Raw genomic sequence first — 16,834 nt, 5'->3', positions numbered from 1 at the left:
CGCTGTCAGGCCCATGCGCCGACGTCAGACGCAGCCGAGGCCCGCATCCAAGGCTGACAGGATCGTATCTGCCTCCGCTTCGCTCAGGACCAATGGCGGCGACAGGATCAGATTGGGGCCGGACACCCGCACCATTGCACCGTTCTGATAGGCACCTTCCTGCACCGCCAGCGCGGAGGCCCCGTCAATCGGAGTCTTGGTCGCGCGGTCACTGACCATCTCAATTGCGGTCATCAACCCATGCCCGCCGCGCACATCGCCGATGATATCATATTTCTCCATCAGGGCTTTGCACCCGTTGAAAAGCTGCGCGCCCCGCGCGGCAGCATTGTCCACCACGTTCAAGCGCTTGGTCTCTGCCAGACAGGCCAGCGCCGCCGCCGCACCGACAGGATGACCCGAATAGGTGTAGCCATGGCCGATTTTGGCAGACGGGTTGCCCTCGAACACATCAACCATGCGGTGGCCGATCATCACCGCGCCAAAGGGGAAATATCCGTTGGTGATCGCCTTGGCGGTACACATCATATCCGGCTGAATGCCCCAAAGCCGCGCACCGGACCATGCGCCGGTTCGGCCATAGGCGGTGATCACCTCATCGGTGATCAGCAAGATGCCGTGGCGATTGCAGATCTCCTGAACCATTGGCGCAAAGGATTTGTGCGGCGGTATCACCCCGCCTGCGCCCAAAATCGGCTCCATGATCATCGCGGCGATGGTGCCTGCCCCCTGAAAGGCGATCTCGTCCTCCAGCGCCTGCACACAAAGCTGGGCCAGCTTTTCCGGATCGCTTTCGTTAAACGGGTTCCGGTAGGTGTAAGGCGCCGGAATGTGGAAACAGCCGGGTAAAAGTGGCTCATAAGCGGTGCGGAAATTGGCATTGCCGTTGACAGATGCCCCGCCGATATGGGTGCCGTGATAGCCTTTCTTGAGGCTCAAGAACTTGGTGCGTCCCGCCTCTCCACGCAGCTTGTGATACTGGCGGGCAAGACGCAGCGCGGTTTCAACCGAATCCGATCCGCCAGAGGTAAAGAACGCTCGTGCCATCCCGTCAGGCTCAAAGAATTCCGACAGTTCAAAAGACAGCTCAATCGCGACATCGTTGGACGTGCCGCGGAACGTCGAATAATAGGGCAGGGTGTCCAGCTGTGCGGTCATCGCGTCTTTGACCGGTTGGCAGGAGTAGCCCAGATTGACGTTCCATAGCCCGCCAACACCGTCCACCACACTATGCCCGTCAATATCCGTAACGCTCACGCCGCTGGCACCGGTGATGATTTTGGGCGGGTTCTCGGCGCTGTCCTGCGGCGAGGTCATCGGATGCCACATCAGCCGCCCGTTGTTCTCTTTGAGGAAGTTGGAGTCTTTCATGATGTGTTTTCCAATACGTTCGAACGTGACAGTGAACTGGCCCATGCGGCCTCGATTTCGGCAGGGACGGCACCGCCCCAGTTTCGGGTGATGTCGCGGCTGGCGTTGATCAGCTGTTTTTTGACCCTGGCCTCTAGTTCTGGCGTGAAACGGGAGGCAACGCAGGCGACGGAGACCGCACCGGCAAAGCGGCCGGATTGATCAAATACCGGGGCCGAAACCCCCTGAATGTCGTCCTCGTAGCAACGGTCGGAGCGGCCAAAGCCACTTTGCCGGACTGCCGCGACCGTTTGCTGCAACGCCTCTTTTGATGCGATGGTGCGATCGGTAAATGTCTGCAACTTCGCAACCGCTGCGGGCCAAAGCTCAGATGGGCCAAAGGCCAGAGCACAAAGCCCGGATGCCGTGGCATGGAGCGGGAAAGACTGCACATCGATGATGGCGCGGGTGCTGTGATGATGCGATTCCCGGGACACCAGTGGATAGACTGTGGTGCCCGAAAGCACGGAAACATGAGCGGTCTCGCCCGTTGTGTCGACCAGGCCATCCAGCACGGTTTCGGCCCCGGCTTTGCGCGGCACGGTCTCTTCACGGATTTGCGCCAACTGTAGCAACGCTGGCCCAAGCCGGTAATGTTTGGTCACCGGGTTCTGTTCCACAAATCCAGCGTCTTCAAGTGCTTGCAGGTGCCTGTAGGTCGTCGCCTTGTCACGCCCAGCCTGCCGGCACAGCTGCGACAACCCGATCTCGGGTTGGGCTGATGTGAAATACGCCAAAAGCTCCAGCGTTTTCGAAATGGACGACATGAGACTCTCGCTTTGTTGCTGTCTTGAGAAAAAGTTTGACAGAGGGAGGTTAACAAGGCAACCTTTTTATGAAACGTCGGTTCACTATATGAACCATATCAGGGAGAAACCAATGAATAGATTTTCAATGTCCGTGACGGCTTTGGCCTTGGCTATGACTGCCGTTGCCGGAACTGCACAGGCCGAATACCCCGAAAAGCCGGTAGAATTTGTTGTCCCTTGGCCTCCGGGCGATCTTGAGGACGTCTTGACGCGCATGATTGCTGAGGACTTTTCCGAGGCCTACGGCGTGCCCACAGCCGTGGTGAACAAACCCGGCGGCGGCGGCGGCCCTTTCCCTGGTGCAATCGAAGTGGCCAATGCGCCCGCTGATGGCTACACCATTGGATCTTTCATTATCGCGATCCCAGTGGTTGGTCCGCAGATCGGCATTCCCGAACTGAACCCCGATCCCTTTGTGCCGCTGGGCAATTTTCTGACCTATCCTTTTGTGATCGCGGCGGGCGGCAATGCCCCCTATGACGATATGGCGGGCTTGGCCGCCCATGCTGCAGACAATGACGTGGTGCTTGGCCACTTCGGTGCGCCACTGGTGCCAACGCAGGTCACATTGGGCTTGGCAAAATCCATGGGCTTTTCCTATGCTTCAGACGCCGCATTTGATGCGCTGGATTGCAACACTTTGGCCTCTGGCGATGTGGACGTGATCAACACCACGTTACAACTGATCCTGCCCTGTCTGGATGATGTCAAAGTGCTGGCCTCCATCGGATCAGAGCGGATCGCGTTGACACCGGATGCCCCGACAGTGGCAGAGCTTGCGCCGGATCTGGACGTGGCCCTGTGGAACGGTCTGTTTGTGCATGCCGATACGCCGCAGGACGCACGCGACAAGATCATCGCTGTGGCGCAAAAAACCATGATGTCGGACAGAGCGAAAAAGCTGGCGGCGGAAACCGGTGCGCTGGTCTATTGGCAGTCTGCGGATGAGGTTGCCGCGCAGATCGAAAAAGACATTGAGACCATGGGCCGCATCGAAGGTATGCTGTCCGAATAACCAAACTGCATTCCGCCGGGCGACATCTTTTGCCCGGCGGTTTGTCTGGTCATTGGGGGTGATCCATGTCGCGCGTCAAAACGCTGCAATCCTTGTTCAAGCGATACCGCCGTCCCGGCGATATCGTTTTTGCTTGGGTGATGTTGATTGTCTCGGTCTTTCTGTTGTCACAGCTGTTTGACCAAACAGCCTACAAACCGCGCGGCAAGTTGTTTGCCCAACCGCGGTTCTGGCCTGCGGTGTCACTGATCGGGATGGCCGGGTTCGCGACGTTTCACTTGCTGGGCTCGGCGCTGTCGGACCGGATCGAGGGACGCTGGCGCGAGGTTTGGACCTGGTTTGCTGCGCTGGAATATGCGGGATGGTTTATTGCCTATGCCGCGCTTGTTCCCTTGGGCGGCTACCTGCCAACAACGCTGGTTTTTGCGTTGCTACTGACTGTGCGTGTTGGATACCGCAGCGCCCGTATGTTGGTTGCGGCAGGTGTCAGTGCGCTGATCACCGTTTTGCTGTTCAAAACCCTGCTGCGGGTGAACCTGCCTGCCGGAAAAATCTACGAGATGCTGCCCGATGGGCTGCGCCCGTTTATGTTGACCTATTTCTGATCGGATCACGTCATGGAAAACCTGCTTGCCGGGGCTGAAATGCTGGCCCGATGGGATGTGTTGGTTGCGCTGTTGGTTGGCTCCATCGGGGGGGTGATCATCGGCGCGATCCCCGGTGTTGGCCCCGCAGTGGCCATCGCCATCCTGCTGCCCGCGACCTTCTCACTTGATCCGATTGTCGGGCTGACGATGCTGCTGGGTATCTACGGTTCGTCGATGTACGGCGGCGCAATCCCGGCGATATTAATCAACACGCCGGGCACGGCGGTGAATGCGCTGACCTCTTATGATGGCTATCCAATGACGCAGGCGGGCGAGGGCCACCGCGCCCTGTCATTGGCCTATAGCGCCTCGTTCTGGGGGGGTATTTTTGGCATAGGGTGTTTGATCCTGCTGTCTCCAGTGCTTGCCATGATCGCCCCGATGTTCGGCTCGCGCGAGATATTTCTCGCGGCCTTTCTGGGTGTTTTGCTGGTGATCCTGGCCCATCGCGGACAGATCTTTGCCGCCGGTTTTCTGGCTATGTTCGGCATCTTCTTACAGACCGTGGGTTTGGACGCTGTGACCTATACCCAGCGCTACACATTTGGCTTTTCGTTCCTCAGTTCGGGTATCAATCTGATTGTTGTGGTTCTGGGTCTCTTTGCCCTGAGCCAGGCGTTTTTCCTTCTGACGGCACCAGACAGCAGCCCGGATGCAAAACCGGTGACAGGTAAACTGACTGCTGGATTCAAAGAGCTGCTCAAGCACAAACGGGTGGCGACGGTGTCCTCCAGCTTTGGGGTGCTTTTGGGAATGATCCCCGGAACGGGTGAGTTTACCGCCCAATTCATGAGCTACACATACGCACAAAAGACCTCTGCCAAGCCCGATGACTTTGGCAAAGGATCCCCCGAAGGATTGATTGCTTCAGAGGCGGCCAACAACGCCGTGCCCGCCGCCGCGATGATCCCGCTTCTGGCGCTGGGCATCCCTGGTGAGGCGCTGACCGCGATGATGCTATCGGTTTTCTATATTCACAATGTCATCCCCGGACCGCAGCTTTTCCAGAACCAGATTGATCTGGTTTACGGGCTCTATTTCGCGCTGATCCTGCTCAATGTGATCGTGATGGTGTTCTTGCTGTTCTCGACAAATCTGCTCACCAAGATCATTCGCGTGCCAACCCGGTTTTTGGGGGTGGTGATCCTGATCCTTTCCTTTGTGGGGGTCTATTCACTGCGCAATTCACTGACCGATTGTATGATTTCGGCGGGGTTCGGTGTGCTTGGTCTGATCCTGAAGCGGCTGAACCTGCCAATTGTCCCGATCATTCTGGGAATGGTTCTGGGCGGCATCATGGAGGTCAAGCTGCGCTCGGCCCTGCCGCGCCTCAAGACGCCGCTGGATATGATCGACCGGCCCATTTCCTTTATCCTCTTCGTGATCATCGTATTGGTGATCGCATTGCACATCCGTGCGCTGGTCAAAGAGTTTCGCGCCCATCAGCCCGAAGAGGACCACGACATGCACGACAGTCAAACACGGTAGGCCCATGGATCAAAACAGCATTAATGCATTGCGGGATCAGCCCGTTCCGGTGTTCCACCACTTGATCGAGGGCAAGCATGTGCCTGCGTCTGATGGCGGGCTGATGGATGTTCTGTCGCCGCTCAATGGGCGGGTGTTGACGCAGGTCGCCAATGGCACCGCGGCAGACATGAACGCGGCCATCGCATCGGCCCGTGCGGCATTTGAGGATGGCCGCTGGGCCGGACAAGCGCCCGCAGCCCGCAAGAAAGTCCTGATGAAATGGGCCGATCTGATCGATGCCCATGCGCTTGAACTCGCCGTACTGGGTGTGCGCGACAATGGCACTGAGATCAGCATGGCCCGAAAAGCCGAGCCGGGATCCGCCGCCGCCACGATCCGCTATTACGCCGAAGCACTCGACAAGATCTATGGCGAGATCGCGACGACATCATCCGATGTTCTGGGCCTGATCCACAAAGAACCGGTGGGCGTGGTTGGCGCGATCATTCCGTGGAACTTTCCGATGATGATCGGCGCTTGGAAGTTGGGGCCGGCGCTGGCGATGGGCAATTCGGTGGTTCTGAAGCCCTCCGAGAGCGCATCGCTATCGCTGATGCGGGTGGCCGATCTGGCGCTTGAGGCCGGATTGCCGCCCGGTGTTCTGAACGCGGTCACGGGTGCGGGCGCTGTGGTGGGCGAGGCACTGGGCCTGTCGATGGATGTGGATGCCCTGGTGTTCACAGGATCGGGCGCAACGGGACGCCGCCTGATGGAATATGCAGCAAGGTCCAATATGAAGCGGGTCTATCTTGAGCTGGGCGGCAAATCTCCCAACATCATCTTTGCCGATGCCCCAAATCTGGATGAGGCGGCTAAAGTTGCTGCTGCCGGTATCTTTCGAAACGCCGGTCAGGTCTGTGTCGCGGGATCGCGTCTTTTGGTCGAGTCATCCATCCACGATGATTTTGTCGCCGCTGTTGCCCGGGCCACAGGGACAATGAAGGTTGGTGACCCACTTGATCTGTCCACCAACATCGGCGCGGTGAATTCGGAGCGGCAGTTGCAACAAAATCTGGATTTTCTGCGCAAGGCGGAGCAGGAAGGCGGCGACATTGTCAGAGGTGGCAGTCGCATCCTGCAAGAGACCGGCGGCTATTTCATGGACCCCGCCATTGTGACAGGCGTGGCGCCCGATGCGACGCTGGCGCAAGAGGAGGTGTTCGGACCGGTCTTGGCCGTCACCCCGTTCGAAGATGAGGACGCCGCCGTGCGGATGGCCAACGGCACGGTCTACGGGTTGGCGGGTGCGGTCTGGACTTCAAACCTCAGCCGCGCCCACCGCATGGTCCGTGCTGTACGAACCGGAGTGATGCATGTGAACACCTATGGCGGTGCTGATGGCACTGTGCCGCTGGGCGGTGTGGGGCAATCCGGGAATGGGTCGGACAAATCACTCCATGCGATTGAGAAATACATCAATCTGAAGACCGCTTGGATCAAACTCTGAAGGGGGTGCATATGACTGAGAAAACCATTCTGGTGATCGGCACTTATGACACCAAAGACGATGAACTGGGATTTCTGGCGGACGTGATCCGGGCGCAGGGCGGGCGCGTTCTGACGATGGATGTTTCCGTTTTGGGCGATCCCTCGGCGCCTTGCGATTACTCCAAATATGACGTCGCCCAAGAGGGCGGCAGCACCATCGCAGAGGCGATTGCATCGGGCGATGAAAACCATGCCATGCAGATCATGGCCGCAGGTGCGTCCATGCTGGTAACGCGGCTTTATGCGCAGCGGACCTTTGACGGGATGATCGTGCTTGGCGGCACGATGGGTACGGATCTGGCGCTGGATGTGTGTACGGCCTTGCCGCTTGGTGTGCCGAAATACATTGTCTCTACCGTGTCTTTCTCACCGCTGATCCCGGCAGAACGGTTGGCGGCAGACACGCAGATGATCCTTTGGGCTGGCGGGCTGTATGGCCTCAATTCGGTTTGCAAAGCCTCGCTCAGTCAGGCGGCAGGTGCGGTGCTGGGCGCGGCGCGGGCGGTGCAAATGCCTGATCCGGACAAGCCGATGATCGGCATGACCTCGCTTGGCACCTCGGCGCTCAAGTATGTGATCCCGCTCAAGCCTGGTTTGGAAGAACGCGGATATGAGGTGGCCGTGTTCCACGCCACGGGGATGGGAGGACGTGCTTTCGAAAGTCTTGCAGGGCAGGGGGCGTTTGTCTGTGTCTTTGACTTTTGCACGCAGGAACTGGGCAACCATATTCACGGCTCAAACATCTCGGCGGGGGCGGACCGGCTGACCAACGCGGGCTTAAACGGCACTCCGCAGATCGTTGCGCCGGGCTGCTACGATCTTGTGGATATTGTCGGCTGGCAACCCCTGCCGGACAAATGGTCCGATCACCCCAGTCACGAACACAACCGGCTTTTGACCTCTGTGGTCTTGAATGAGGCAGAGCGGATAGCGGTGGCGCAAGCCCATTGTACTCAATTGGCTTCGGCCAAAGCTCCGGTTGAGGTTCTGCTGCCAGAGCTTGGCTTGGGTGAATGGGATCGCGAAGGCGCAGATCTGCATGACGCGCAGGGTTTGTCCGCGTTTCTGTCGGCGCTGGAAAGCGGCCTGCCGTCACAGGCCAAAGCGCATCGTCTTGATTGCCACATCAATGATGCCGGATTTGCGGACAAGGCTTTGGAGATCCTGGACGGTTGGCGGGCCAAAGGGCTAGTTTGAAGACCCCGGATCAAGCTGCGCCAGTAGGTCCAGCAGGGTTTCATAGTTGTCACTGCCCAATGTGGCCTTGAAATTCGCCACGATCTGCGCGGCCTGATCGGCGCGGTCGTCAATGATTTTTTGCCCCGCTTCGGTGATTGCGATCAATTGCCGCCGCCGGTCGACCTCGTCGCGGGTCTGTGTGATCAGCCCCTTGTTGCGCAGCGTTGTGGCGATGCGGGTGAGACTGGGAAACAGCAGGCTGGCCCGATCTGCCAAAGTGGATGTGTCAAGCGATCCGTGCTCGGCCAGCACCCGCAAGACCCGCCATTGCTGTTCGGTGATCCCGGTCTCTGCCAGCATTTCGCGGATTGGTGCCATGACCCCCTCGCGGGCGCGGATCAACGCAATGGGCAGGGAGCGGGACGTCGAAGGCAGCGGGTTGGTCATCGGGCACTCACATTGATTTGGCTCGGGATTAAATTCCCTGCATGGCTTGCGACCATGCCGGGAAATATCAATGGTTTGGGACGCGATGCCAAGGGTGCTTGTGCTGGCAAGCGGACTTTGCTGCATGAGGAGAACAAACGATCAGCAGCCGGGCTTGACAAAACAACGGCGAATTTATTAACATCACAATTGTTAACATGTTAAGGAAAGTATGTGCCACACTTCCACATCGACTATTCCGCCAACCTCGAAGAGGTTCTGGACATCGCGCAGCTGTGCGAGGTGATCCGCGCAACGGCTGCAGGGATTGAGACCTTTCCCATGGCCGGTATCCGTGTGCGTGCCATGCAGGCGGACCATGTGGCGATGGCGGATGGGGATGCCAAACACGGCTACATTGATCTGTCGGTGCGCCTCCGCGAAGGGCGCAGTGACGCGGTAAAGCGCGATGCGATTGAAACGATCTTTGCGGCGCTCAAGGATTTTGCAGCGCCGGCCATGGCCAGCCATTCTATCGCGCTTTCAGCGGAAATTCGCGATATTGACGGTGATCTATCCCCAAAATTCGGCAACATCCGCGACCATCTGGAGGACAATGCATGAGCGTGCTTGAAGACAATATCGCGAAGTTGGACGGATATTTGCAGCGGTTCCGAGAGAACGGGATCGCCAACCGGATTTCGGGACAAGACAGCATCGGCAGCGCGGGTGTGTTCCAAACCCTGTCGCCGGTCGATAAATCCGTGATATGCGATGTGGCAGAGGGCAGCGCCGAGGACATAGACCGCGCCGCCAAAGCCGCCGCTGAAGCCTTTCCGGCATGGCGTGATATGCCCGCGCTCGAGCGTAAGCGCATCCTGATCCGCGTGGCCGAGGGGATCGAAGCCCGCGCCGAAGAGATTGCCTTATGCGAATGCTGGGACACCGGGCAGGCGTTCAAGTTCATGTCCAAAGCCGCGCTGCGCGGTGCGGAAAATTTCCGCTATTTTGCGGATCAGGTGGTGCAGGCGCGGGACGGTCAGTTGCTGCAATCGCCGACCTTGATGAATGTCACAACGCGCAAACCCATTGGCCCTGTTGGCGTGATCACCCCTTGGAACACGCCCTTCATGCTGTCCACCTGGAAGATCGCGCCGGCGCTGGCCGCAGGATGCACAGTGGTTCACAAACCTGCCGAGGCCTCCCCCCTGACAGCGCGTTTGCTGGTCGAGATCGCCGAAGATGCGGGCCTGCCGCCGGGGGTGTTGAACACCGTCAACGGTTTTGGCGAAACCGCTGGCAAGGCGCTGTGTGAGCATCCCGATATCAAGGCCATCGCCTTTGTCGGAGAAAGCCGCACCGGATCGATGATCATCAAGCAGGGGGCAGAGACCCTTAAACGCAACCACCTTGAGCTGGGCGGCAAGAACCCGGTGATTGTCTTTGAAGATGCGGATCTGGAACGCGCTTTGGATGCGGTGATTTTTATGATCTATTCGATCAACGGCGAGCGGTGCACATCATCTTCGCGGCTGTTGATTCAGGACAGCATTCGCACTGAATTCGAGGCCAAGCTGGTTGAACGGGTGAACAACATCAAGGTGGGACACCCCCTTGATCCCAAAACGGAAATCGGCCCGCTGATCAGTCGCGAACACTTTGAAAAGGTCACCAGCTATTTCGACATTGCCGCCCAAGATGGCGCGACAACGGCGGCAGGAGGCGCGGCCCTCGGGGACGAAGGGTATTTTGTCAAGCCGACCCTCTTTACCAACGCGCGAAACGACATGCGCATCGCCCAAGAAGAGATTTTTGGCCCGGTCTTGACCTCCATCCCTTTTGAGACCGAGGAAGACGCTTTGCGCCTTGCCAACGACACGGCCTATGGGCTGACCGGCTACCTTTGGACGAATGACCTGACGCGGGCCCTGCGCTTTACCGACGCGCTGGAGGCGGGAATGATCTGGGTGAATTCGGAGAATGTCCGCCACTTGCCCACCCCCTTTGGCGGGGTCAAGGCCAGCGGTATTGGCCGGGACGGCGGCGATTGGTCCTTTGATTTCTACATGGAGCAAAAACACATCGGTTTCGCCACCGGAGCGCATAAAATCACCCGCCTTGGCGCGTTGTAAGGAGATCAGACCATGCCTGTACCTGCCCCGAACCTTTACCCTGATTTCAACACGATCCGGCTGTCTCATCTCTGTTTGAACGTCAAAGACCTCGCGGCATCCAAGGCGTTCTACACCGATACGCTTGGCCTTCAGGTCACCGATGAGGATGCCAGCCATATTTACCTGCGTGCGATGGAGGAACGGGGGCACCACTGCATCATCCTGCAAAAATCCGACCAACCCGGCACGGTTGAGGTGATGGGTTTCAAGACCTTTGACGAAGATGATCTGGACAAGGCCGAAGCCTATTTCAACGCCAAGGGGCGCCCGACATCATGGGTGGAACGGCCCTATCAGGGGCGCACTTTGCTGACCTCGGACAACATGGGCATACCGCTTGAGTTCTATCACAAGATGGACCGCCTTGCGCCGATCCATCAGAAATATGCGCTCTATCGCGGGGTCAAACCCTTGCGGATCGACCATTTCAATTGCTTTTCTCATGACGTAGATGCCTCTGTTGCCTTCTATAGTGACTTTGGCTTTCGCGTGACGGAATACACCGAAGATGAAGACAGCAAGCGGCTTTGGGCGGCATGGATGCACCGCAAGGGCGGTGTGCATGACATGGCGTTTACCAATGGCACGGGGCCGCGCATGCATCATGTGGCATTCTGGGTGCCGACCCCGATGAATATCATCGACCTGCTCGATCTGATGGCCACCACCGGATATGTGGACAACATCGAACGCGGACCGGGGCGGCATGGCATTTCAAACGCCTTTTTCCTTTATGTGCTGGACCCGGACGGCCACCGGATCGAGATCTATTGCTCGGATTATCAGACCGTTGATCCGGATCTGGAGCCGATCAAATGGGATCTGCAAGACCCGCAGCGCCAAACCCTTTGGGGGGCGGCAGCGCCCGAAAGCTGGTTTAAGCATGGCAGCAGTTTTGTGGGTGTGGACACCAAGGAGTCCGATATTGAGGCCAGCCCGATCATCGCACCCTGAGTGTGCCACAGCCGCCCGGCATTGACCTGCGGCCAACCTAAAGTCAGCAATGGCTAAAACACCGGAGGCTCCCCATGGATTGGGATGAATTCGCCCATTGGGGCAAGCATATTTCTGACTGGTCAGCAGACTATCACAAAACCCTGCGGGACCGCCCCGTGCGGGCGCAAACCGCTTTTGGCGAGACCGCAGCGCAATTACCACAAGCGCCGCCGGATGGTGCGGAAGCGATGGACCGTATCATGGCGGATTTCGAGAACATCGTCATGCCGGGGATTACCCATTGGCAGCACCCACGTTTTTTCGCCTATTTCCCTGCCAATGCCGCGCCGCCCTCGATGCTGGCGGAAATGCTGGTCACCACCATCGCCTCGCAATGTATGCTTTGGCAGACCTCCCCCGCCGCGACCGAGGTTGAAACCGTCATGGTACAATGGCTGCGTCAGGCGCTTGGGCTGGGCGAGGGATTTACCGGCGTCATTCAGGACAGCGCATCATCGGCGACGCTGTCGGCAGTCTTGACAATGCGTGAACGGGCCACGGGATACACCGGCAACCGTGATGGCATCGCGGGCAAGGGGCACCTGCGGATATATTGTTCCGATCAGGTGCATTCCTCGATTGATCGCGCCTGTTGGGTGTCGGGCATCGGGCAGGCCAATCTGGTCAAGATCCCGGCCACCGGCCCGCGCCACGGAATGGATGCCGCCGCCTTGCAAGCGGCCATCACCGCGGACCGCGCCGCGGGCCATACCCCTGCTGGCATAATCGCGATCACCGGTGGCACCGGCATCGGGGCTTGTGATACCCTTGGCCCCATTCTGAAGATCGCCAGAACCGAAGATCTTTACACCCATCTGGATGCAGCATGGGCCGGTGCGGCGATGATTTGTCCCGAATTGCAGGCGGAGTTCTGGGCCGATGTGGATGGCTTTGACAGCATCGTGTTTAATCCGCACAAATGGCTGGGCGCACAGTTTGACTGTTCAGTGCAATTCTTGCGCGACGCACAACCGCAACTGAATACGCTGAAGATCGAGCCTGAATATCTCAAGACCACGGGCGAAAGCGTGACCAATTATTCCGAATGGACCATCCCGCTCGGCCGCCGGTTTCGGGCGCTCAAGATATGGTTCTTGATCCGGTCTTACGGGTTGGACGGGCTGCGCAGCCGCATTCGCAATCACATCCTTTGGGCGGGCGAGGTCTGCGAGGCGATCCGAAAACTGGACGGGTTCGAGATCGTGACGGAACCGATCCTGAGCTTGTTTTCTTTCCGCTGTCCGGGGGCGGATGAAGATCAGCAACACCTTGTTGACGCGCTGAATGACGATGGCCGGATCTATGTCACGCAAGGCAGCTTTCAGGGGCGCAAGATCATCCGCTTTCAAGTCGGACAATTCGACACAACCCGCGCAGATGTGATGATGGCGGAAACGGTGATCCGTGACGTTTGGGGGAAGATGCAATGAGGTTTGCGACATACACTGCCGATGGGGAGATGCACTATGGCGCCGCGGTTGAAGGCGGGATGATCCCGCTGGGCGATGCCTTTCCGCAATGGGCCAGCCTTTTGGACGTGGTTAAGGCCGGTGGGCTGAAGGATCTGGAGGACGCCGCACAGGGGCAAAGCCCGAAACATCAGGTATTCCAATATGAAATGGTTCTGCCGGATGCGCCGCGCATTCTCTGCGTTGGGGTGAACTTCCCCGACCGCAATGCTGAATACAAGGACGGCAGCGACCAACCCAAATTCATGTCGCTGTTTCCACGCTTTGCCAGTGGTTTCACTGGTCATGATCGCCCGCTGATCCGCCCGCCCGAAAGCCACATGCTGGACTACGAGGGCGAGGTTGCGATTGTGATCGGCAAAGCGGGCCGCCGGATTGCCCAAAGGGATGCCTATGATCATATTGCCGCGCTGACCTTGTGTAATGAAGGGACAATCCGCGATTGGGTGCGTCACGCGAAATTCAATGTGACGCAAGGCAAGAACTGGGATCGCTCCGGGGCGATTGGCCCGTGGCTAGTGCCTTTCCGCGATGCATCGCAGTTGGACGATGCGCGGATTATTACACGCGTGAATGGCGAGGTCCGGCAGGATGATGTGCTGTCGCGCATGATGCACCCCATCCGCCGCGAGATCGAATATATCTCGACCTTCATGACCCTGCAGCCCGGCGATATTATCGTCACCGGCACGCCCACAGGCTCCGGCGCGCGGCTTGATCCGCCGCAGTACCTCGCACCGGGTGATGTGGTCGAGGTCGAGGTGAACGGCATCGGCACCCTGCGCAACACCGTCGAGGACGAAGCGATATGACCCCACAAGACCACCAGATCGCCGCTGCCGATCTTTTGAACGCCGAAGCGACCGGCAAGCAGATTGGCCTGCTCACCAAACGCCACCCCGAAATGGGGATGGATGATGCCTATGCAATCCAGAACGCGATCTACCACGCCAAGCTGGAGCAAGGGCGCAGGGTCACGGGCTGGAAAATCGGATTGACGTCCAAGGCAATGCAATATGCGTTGAACATCGACATCCCGGACAGTGGTATCCTGTTTGACGACATGATGTTTGAAACCGGCGCGATGATCCCCAAAGGCCGCTTTATCCAGCCTCGGATCGAGGCCGAGATTGCCTTTGTCCTCAAGGCGCCCTTGGGCGGCGCGGATGTGACGCGGCAGGCTGTTCTCGCCGCAACCGACTACGTCGCGCCGTCGATTGAAATTCTGGACACACGGATCATCCGCGCCGATCCTGAAACCGGCCAAAGCCGCAAGATCTTTGACACGATCAGCGACAATGCCGCCAATGCGGGCGTGGCGCTGGGGGCAGAGCGTCACGCGGTGGATGCCTTCGATCTGCGCTGGGTCGGCGCGATTACCAGTCGCAATGGCGAGGTCGAAGAAACCGGCCTTGGCGCGGGGGTCTTGAACGATCCGGTCGAAAGCGTCGTCTGGCTGGCGCGCCGCATGGCGCAATACGGGCAAAGCATCGAACCGGGGCAGGTCATCCTGTCGGGCAGTTTCATCCGCCCGGTGGAATGCCCCAGCGGCACAAGGATCGCTGCCGATTTTGGTGCCTTTGGGCGGGTGGATCTGGCGTTTGAATAGCGGAATGGATTGGCCATTTTCCGCCTGCCGCATCATCGTAGCCCTACGATAGGCAATTGGCCGGATCAGGCGAGAAACGCATCATCGACAACACCGACGAGCTGCAAAATCAATGTGCCACTGTCGGCTGTCACTGCTTGGGCATAGTCGGCATCAATAGCCGCAACGGCGGCATCTACACTGCTGTCGTCGCCGCGCACAAAAAGCTGCATAGCGGCGGCCGCATCATCCACATCGGACAGGCCTTTGATCACGGCGTAGTAAGTTCCAATGTCTGTCTTGGTGCTGAGATAGCTTTGATCCTGCAACTGCAAATCCACAAATTCCTGACTGGCGTCTTGTGGCGGCTCGGCTTTGGCGCCGCGCAACACCTCAAGGATAAACGCGTCACGGCCAACCCCGCCACTGTCCAATTGGCCGACCCAGAAGTCGAGCCCAGCCTGATCAGCGGTGCGGCCCAGCACATTGGCATAGACCTGCATGGCAAACTCAAGGTTGCTGGCGTCCGGCGCATAGGTTGCCCGCGTTTCTTCTTGGTCAAGAAAGAAGGTCGCGGCTTGTTCAAGGGTCGTGCCATCTGCAAAGGCCGATCCCCAGAAGTACAGGCCAAGCGCGTCCGGCGCGCGGTTGAAATAGGCGATATAGAGTTCGACGAATGTGTTGATCTCATCGGCGTTCAAGCCGGTGATGCCCTCGATGATAGACAGATCAAGGGTGCCGTCGTCAAAAATGCTCACGCCGCTCGAAAACGCGAGGGTTTCCACACCTGTCAGGCTATCGGTCCCTTGGCCGTCCGTCATCCGGTCTTCAGCAAAGATCGTGCCATCCTGTGCCAGCCGTAGGGTGTAGCGGCCCATTCCGGCGTCAAAATGCGCCACATCGCCGGTTCCATCACCACCATCGAGGGTGTCGTCGCCCTTGCCGCCAAACAGGTTATCATTGCCTGCATTGCCAATCAGTTGGTCCGCACCGCCAAAACCAAAAATAATGTCATCACCGATGCCCCCATCGAAGGCGTCGCCCTCCCCGGTCAAGTAGAACCAGTCGCCGGACTCTGACCCGGCGGCGGCTCCATTCGTGCTGACCACAAAGCTTGGGTTGGAGTTGCGCGACCCGATGATCAGATCGTCCAAAGCGCCATCCAGGCCGGGCAGGGCGGTGACCAAAGCCGCGACTAGCGCCTGAGACTGCGCATTTGCCTGTGCCTCAAAACCCGCAGCGCTTGCAGCCCCTTGATCCGTCATCTGTGCGCCAAAGGATTGCAGGCTTTGCAGTGCTTGCGACGCCGCGGTCTTGGCGGCAACGATGGCCGCATCAAAATCCTCGGGTTCTGCTCCTTGAGACACCAATACGTCGATCACGCCATCCTGTTCATTGAGGTCCGACAGCAGCGCCAATACCGCCGCCTCGCCAAGCTGGCCAAAAAGGGCATCCAAGGTGGCGCCGGTGACACTGCCATTGCCAGTGTCGGTCGAGGCCCATGCACCTGTCGCATCATCGACAATGAAAGTGGGAGAGGTATAGCCCGCCTCATCCTCAGACCACAAAAAAGCATCCAGCCGATCCTGGTAGGAGGCAAACAATTGCTCAATCTCGGTTTTTCCACCGCCGGTGCCGTTGCCAAAATCGTAGTCGGGATTAATGGAGATGATAAACGCCTCCATCGTGACATCCGGCGCGGCATTCGCAACGAAAGACCGCCCCGCATTGATGGCGGCAAACGCGGTGTCGTAGTCTTGATCAATCAAGGCCTGAACAATCGCCAAGGCTTCCGCATCGACCTGCTGGGAAATAAAAGAGAACAGGTTGACCAAGGTCGCCACCGGAATGTCCCGCAGCGCCTGTTCCGAGGCGTCTAGCGAGGCCAGGTATTCACTGACAGTCAGGCTCAAAGCATCGTCAATAACAGGGGGCAAGGGCTGGCTGGTGACCTGCAATAGACTGCGAAGCTGCGCATAGGACGCATTGAATTGGGTTTCAAATTGGTCAAGCGGGTTCACAGCGCAGTTCCTTAACACAAGCAATCGTACTGGTTTCTCTCTACACCAGCTTTGGCACCGTCGTCACCTTGGATTTGGTGCG

The 16,834-nt window shown here is 58.4% G+C and carries 15 protein-coding genes; 11 read left to right on the top strand and 4 right to left on the bottom strand.

The window, feature by feature from the left end; all coding sequences use genetic code 11:
- Positions 1–24: 24 nt before the first annotated feature.
- Together K3754_RS14440 and K3754_RS14435 are read right to left on the bottom strand one after the other, a co-directional pair.
- Positions 25–1,371 carry an aspartate aminotransferase family protein gene (locus tag K3754_RS14440; protein WP_259938179.1) on the bottom strand — a complete coding sequence of 449 codons (1,347 nt, stop codon included), beginning with the start codon at positions 1,369–1,371 and terminating at the stop codon, positions 25–27.
- Positions 1,368–2,177 (bottom strand): IclR family transcriptional regulator, encoded by an 810-nt coding sequence (locus K3754_RS14435; protein ID WP_259938178.1) that lies wholly within the window; start codon positions 2,175–2,177, stop codon positions 1,368–1,370. Before K3754_RS14435 ends, K3754_RS14440 begins: the two co-directional genes overlap by 4 nt.
- 112 nt (positions 2,178–2,289) lie before the next feature.
- Here K3754_RS14435 and K3754_RS14430 point away from each other — a divergent pair, with 112 nt between their 5' ends.
- From K3754_RS14430 to K3754_RS14410, 5 genes are all read left to right on the top strand, one after another.
- Positions 2,290–3,234, top strand: coding sequence for a tripartite tricarboxylate transporter substrate binding protein (locus K3754_RS14430; RefSeq protein WP_259938177.1), 945 nt, complete (start codon positions 2,290–2,292; stop codon positions 3,232–3,234).
- 65 nt (positions 3,235–3,299) lie between these two features.
- A complete protein-coding gene (locus tag K3754_RS14425) occupies positions 3,300–3,839 on the top strand; it encodes a tripartite tricarboxylate transporter TctB family protein (RefSeq protein ID WP_203210441.1) in 540 nt (179 codons plus the stop codon).
- Positions 3,840–3,851: 12 nt separating this feature from the next.
- Positions 3,852–5,369 carry a tripartite tricarboxylate transporter permease gene (locus tag K3754_RS14420; protein ID WP_259938176.1) on the top strand — a complete coding sequence of 506 codons (1,518 nt, stop codon included), beginning with the start codon at positions 3,852–3,854 and terminating at the stop codon, positions 5,367–5,369.
- A 4-nt stretch (positions 5,370–5,373) separates the two neighbouring features.
- Entirely contained in the window at positions 5,374–6,858 is a 1,485-nt protein-coding gene (locus tag K3754_RS14415; RefSeq protein WP_259938175.1) for an aldehyde dehydrogenase, read from the top strand.
- 11 nt (positions 6,859–6,869) lie between these two features.
- Positions 6,870–8,096, top strand: coding sequence for a Tm-1-like ATP-binding domain-containing protein (locus K3754_RS14410; RefSeq protein ID WP_259938174.1), 1,227 nt, complete (start codon positions 6,870–6,872; stop codon positions 8,094–8,096).
- Here the strand turns inward: K3754_RS14410 and hpaR are convergent.
- Positions 8,088–8,525 carry a homoprotocatechuate degradation operon regulator HpaR gene (hpaR, locus tag K3754_RS14405; protein WP_203210445.1) on the bottom strand — a complete coding sequence of 146 codons (438 nt, stop codon included), beginning with the start codon at positions 8,523–8,525 and terminating at the stop codon, positions 8,088–8,090. The genes K3754_RS14410 and hpaR overlap by 9 nt on opposite strands.
- A gap of 213 nt (positions 8,526–8,738) precedes the next feature.
- Here hpaR and K3754_RS14400 point away from each other — a divergent pair, with 213 nt between their 5' ends.
- The 6 genes from K3754_RS14400 (at position 8,739) to hpaH (ending at position 14,752) form a co-directional block, all read left to right on the top strand.
- Complete coding sequence (locus K3754_RS14400; RefSeq protein ID WP_259938173.1) at positions 8,739–9,128, top strand: 5-carboxymethyl-2-hydroxymuconate Delta-isomerase; 390 nt, start codon at positions 8,739–8,741, stop codon at positions 9,126–9,128.
- Positions 9,125–10,636, top strand: coding sequence for a 5-carboxymethyl-2-hydroxymuconate semialdehyde dehydrogenase (hpaE, locus tag K3754_RS14395; RefSeq protein ID WP_259938172.1), 1,512 nt, complete (start codon positions 9,125–9,127; stop codon positions 10,634–10,636). Before K3754_RS14400 ends, hpaE begins: the two co-directional genes overlap by 4 nt.
- 12 nt (positions 10,637–10,648) lie before the next feature.
- Complete coding sequence (gene hpaD, locus K3754_RS14390) at positions 10,649–11,632, top strand: 3,4-dihydroxyphenylacetate 2,3-dioxygenase (RefSeq protein ID WP_259938171.1); 984 nt, start codon at positions 10,649–10,651, stop codon at positions 11,630–11,632.
- A gap of 74 nt (positions 11,633–11,706) precedes the next feature.
- The gene (locus tag K3754_RS14385; protein ID WP_259938170.1) at positions 11,707–13,104 is read left to right on the top strand and encodes a pyridoxal-dependent decarboxylase; all 1,398 of its coding nucleotides are present in this window, start codon (positions 11,707–11,709) and stop codon (positions 13,102–13,104) included.
- On the top strand, positions 13,101–13,955 hold the full coding sequence (locus tag K3754_RS14380) for a fumarylacetoacetate hydrolase family protein (protein WP_259938169.1): 855 nt from the start codon (positions 13,101–13,103) through the stop codon (positions 13,953–13,955). Before K3754_RS14385 ends, K3754_RS14380 begins: the two co-directional genes overlap by 4 nt.
- On the top strand, positions 13,952–14,752 hold the full coding sequence (gene hpaH / locus K3754_RS14375) for a 2-oxo-hept-4-ene-1,7-dioate hydratase (RefSeq protein WP_259938168.1): 801 nt from the start codon (positions 13,952–13,954) through the stop codon (positions 14,750–14,752). The genes K3754_RS14380 and hpaH overlap by 4 nt, the downstream gene beginning before the upstream one ends.
- Positions 14,753–14,817: 65 nt before the next feature.
- Here hpaH and K3754_RS14370 read toward each other — a convergent pair whose 3' ends face one another.
- Complete coding sequence (locus K3754_RS14370) at positions 14,818–16,752, bottom strand: DUF4214 domain-containing protein (protein WP_259938167.1); 1,935 nt, start codon at positions 16,750–16,752, stop codon at positions 14,818–14,820.
- Positions 16,753–16,834 lie beyond the last annotated feature (82 nt).

This window comes from Sulfitobacter sp. M368 (assembly GCF_025141875.1).
In the GTDB taxonomy this organism is placed as follows: domain Bacteria; phylum Pseudomonadota; class Alphaproteobacteria; order Rhodobacterales; family Rhodobacteraceae; genus Sulfitobacter; species Sulfitobacter mediterraneus_A.
The sequence above is the reverse complement of the archived record's forward strand: the minus strand, read 5'-3'. Positions and strand labels throughout refer to the sequence as shown.

Excerpts from the sequence above, each read along its gene's own strand:
- K3754_RS14440 (WP_259938179.1), bottom strand. The coding sequence starts at position 1,371 with ATGAAAGACTCCAACTTCCTCAAAGAGAACAACGGGCGGCTGATGTGG.
- K3754_RS14435 (WP_259938178.1), bottom strand. The coding sequence starts at position 2,177 with ATGTCGTCCATTTCGAAAACGCTGGAGCTTTTGGCGTATTTCACATCA.
- K3754_RS14430 (WP_259938177.1), top strand. The coding sequence starts at position 2,290 with ATGAATAGATTTTCAATGTCCGTGACGGCTTTGGCCTTGGCTATGACT.
- K3754_RS14425 (WP_203210441.1), top strand. The coding sequence starts at position 3,300 with ATGTCGCGCGTCAAAACGCTGCAATCCTTGTTCAAGCGATACCGCCGT.
- K3754_RS14420 (WP_259938176.1), top strand. The coding sequence starts at position 3,852 with ATGGAAAACCTGCTTGCCGGGGCTGAAATGCTGGCCCGATGGGATGTG.
- K3754_RS14415 (WP_259938175.1), top strand. The coding sequence starts at position 5,374 with ATGGATCAAAACAGCATTAATGCATTGCGGGATCAGCCCGTTCCGGTG.
- K3754_RS14410 (WP_259938174.1), top strand. The coding sequence starts at position 6,870 with ATGACTGAGAAAACCATTCTGGTGATCGGCACTTATGACACCAAAGAC.
- hpaR (WP_203210445.1), bottom strand. The coding sequence starts at position 8,525 with ATGACCAACCCGCTGCCTTCGACGTCCCGCTCCCTGCCCATTGCGTTG.
- hpaE (WP_259938172.1), top strand. The coding sequence starts at position 9,125 with ATGAGCGTGCTTGAAGACAATATCGCGAAGTTGGACGGATATTTGCAG.
- hpaD (WP_259938171.1), top strand. The coding sequence starts at position 10,649 with ATGCCTGTACCTGCCCCGAACCTTTACCCTGATTTCAACACGATCCGG.
- K3754_RS14385 (WP_259938170.1), top strand. The coding sequence starts at position 11,707 with ATGGATTGGGATGAATTCGCCCATTGGGGCAAGCATATTTCTGACTGG.
- K3754_RS14380 (WP_259938169.1), top strand. The coding sequence starts at position 13,101 with ATGAGGTTTGCGACATACACTGCCGATGGGGAGATGCACTATGGCGCC.
- hpaH (WP_259938168.1), top strand. The coding sequence starts at position 13,952 with ATGACCCCACAAGACCACCAGATCGCCGCTGCCGATCTTTTGAACGCC.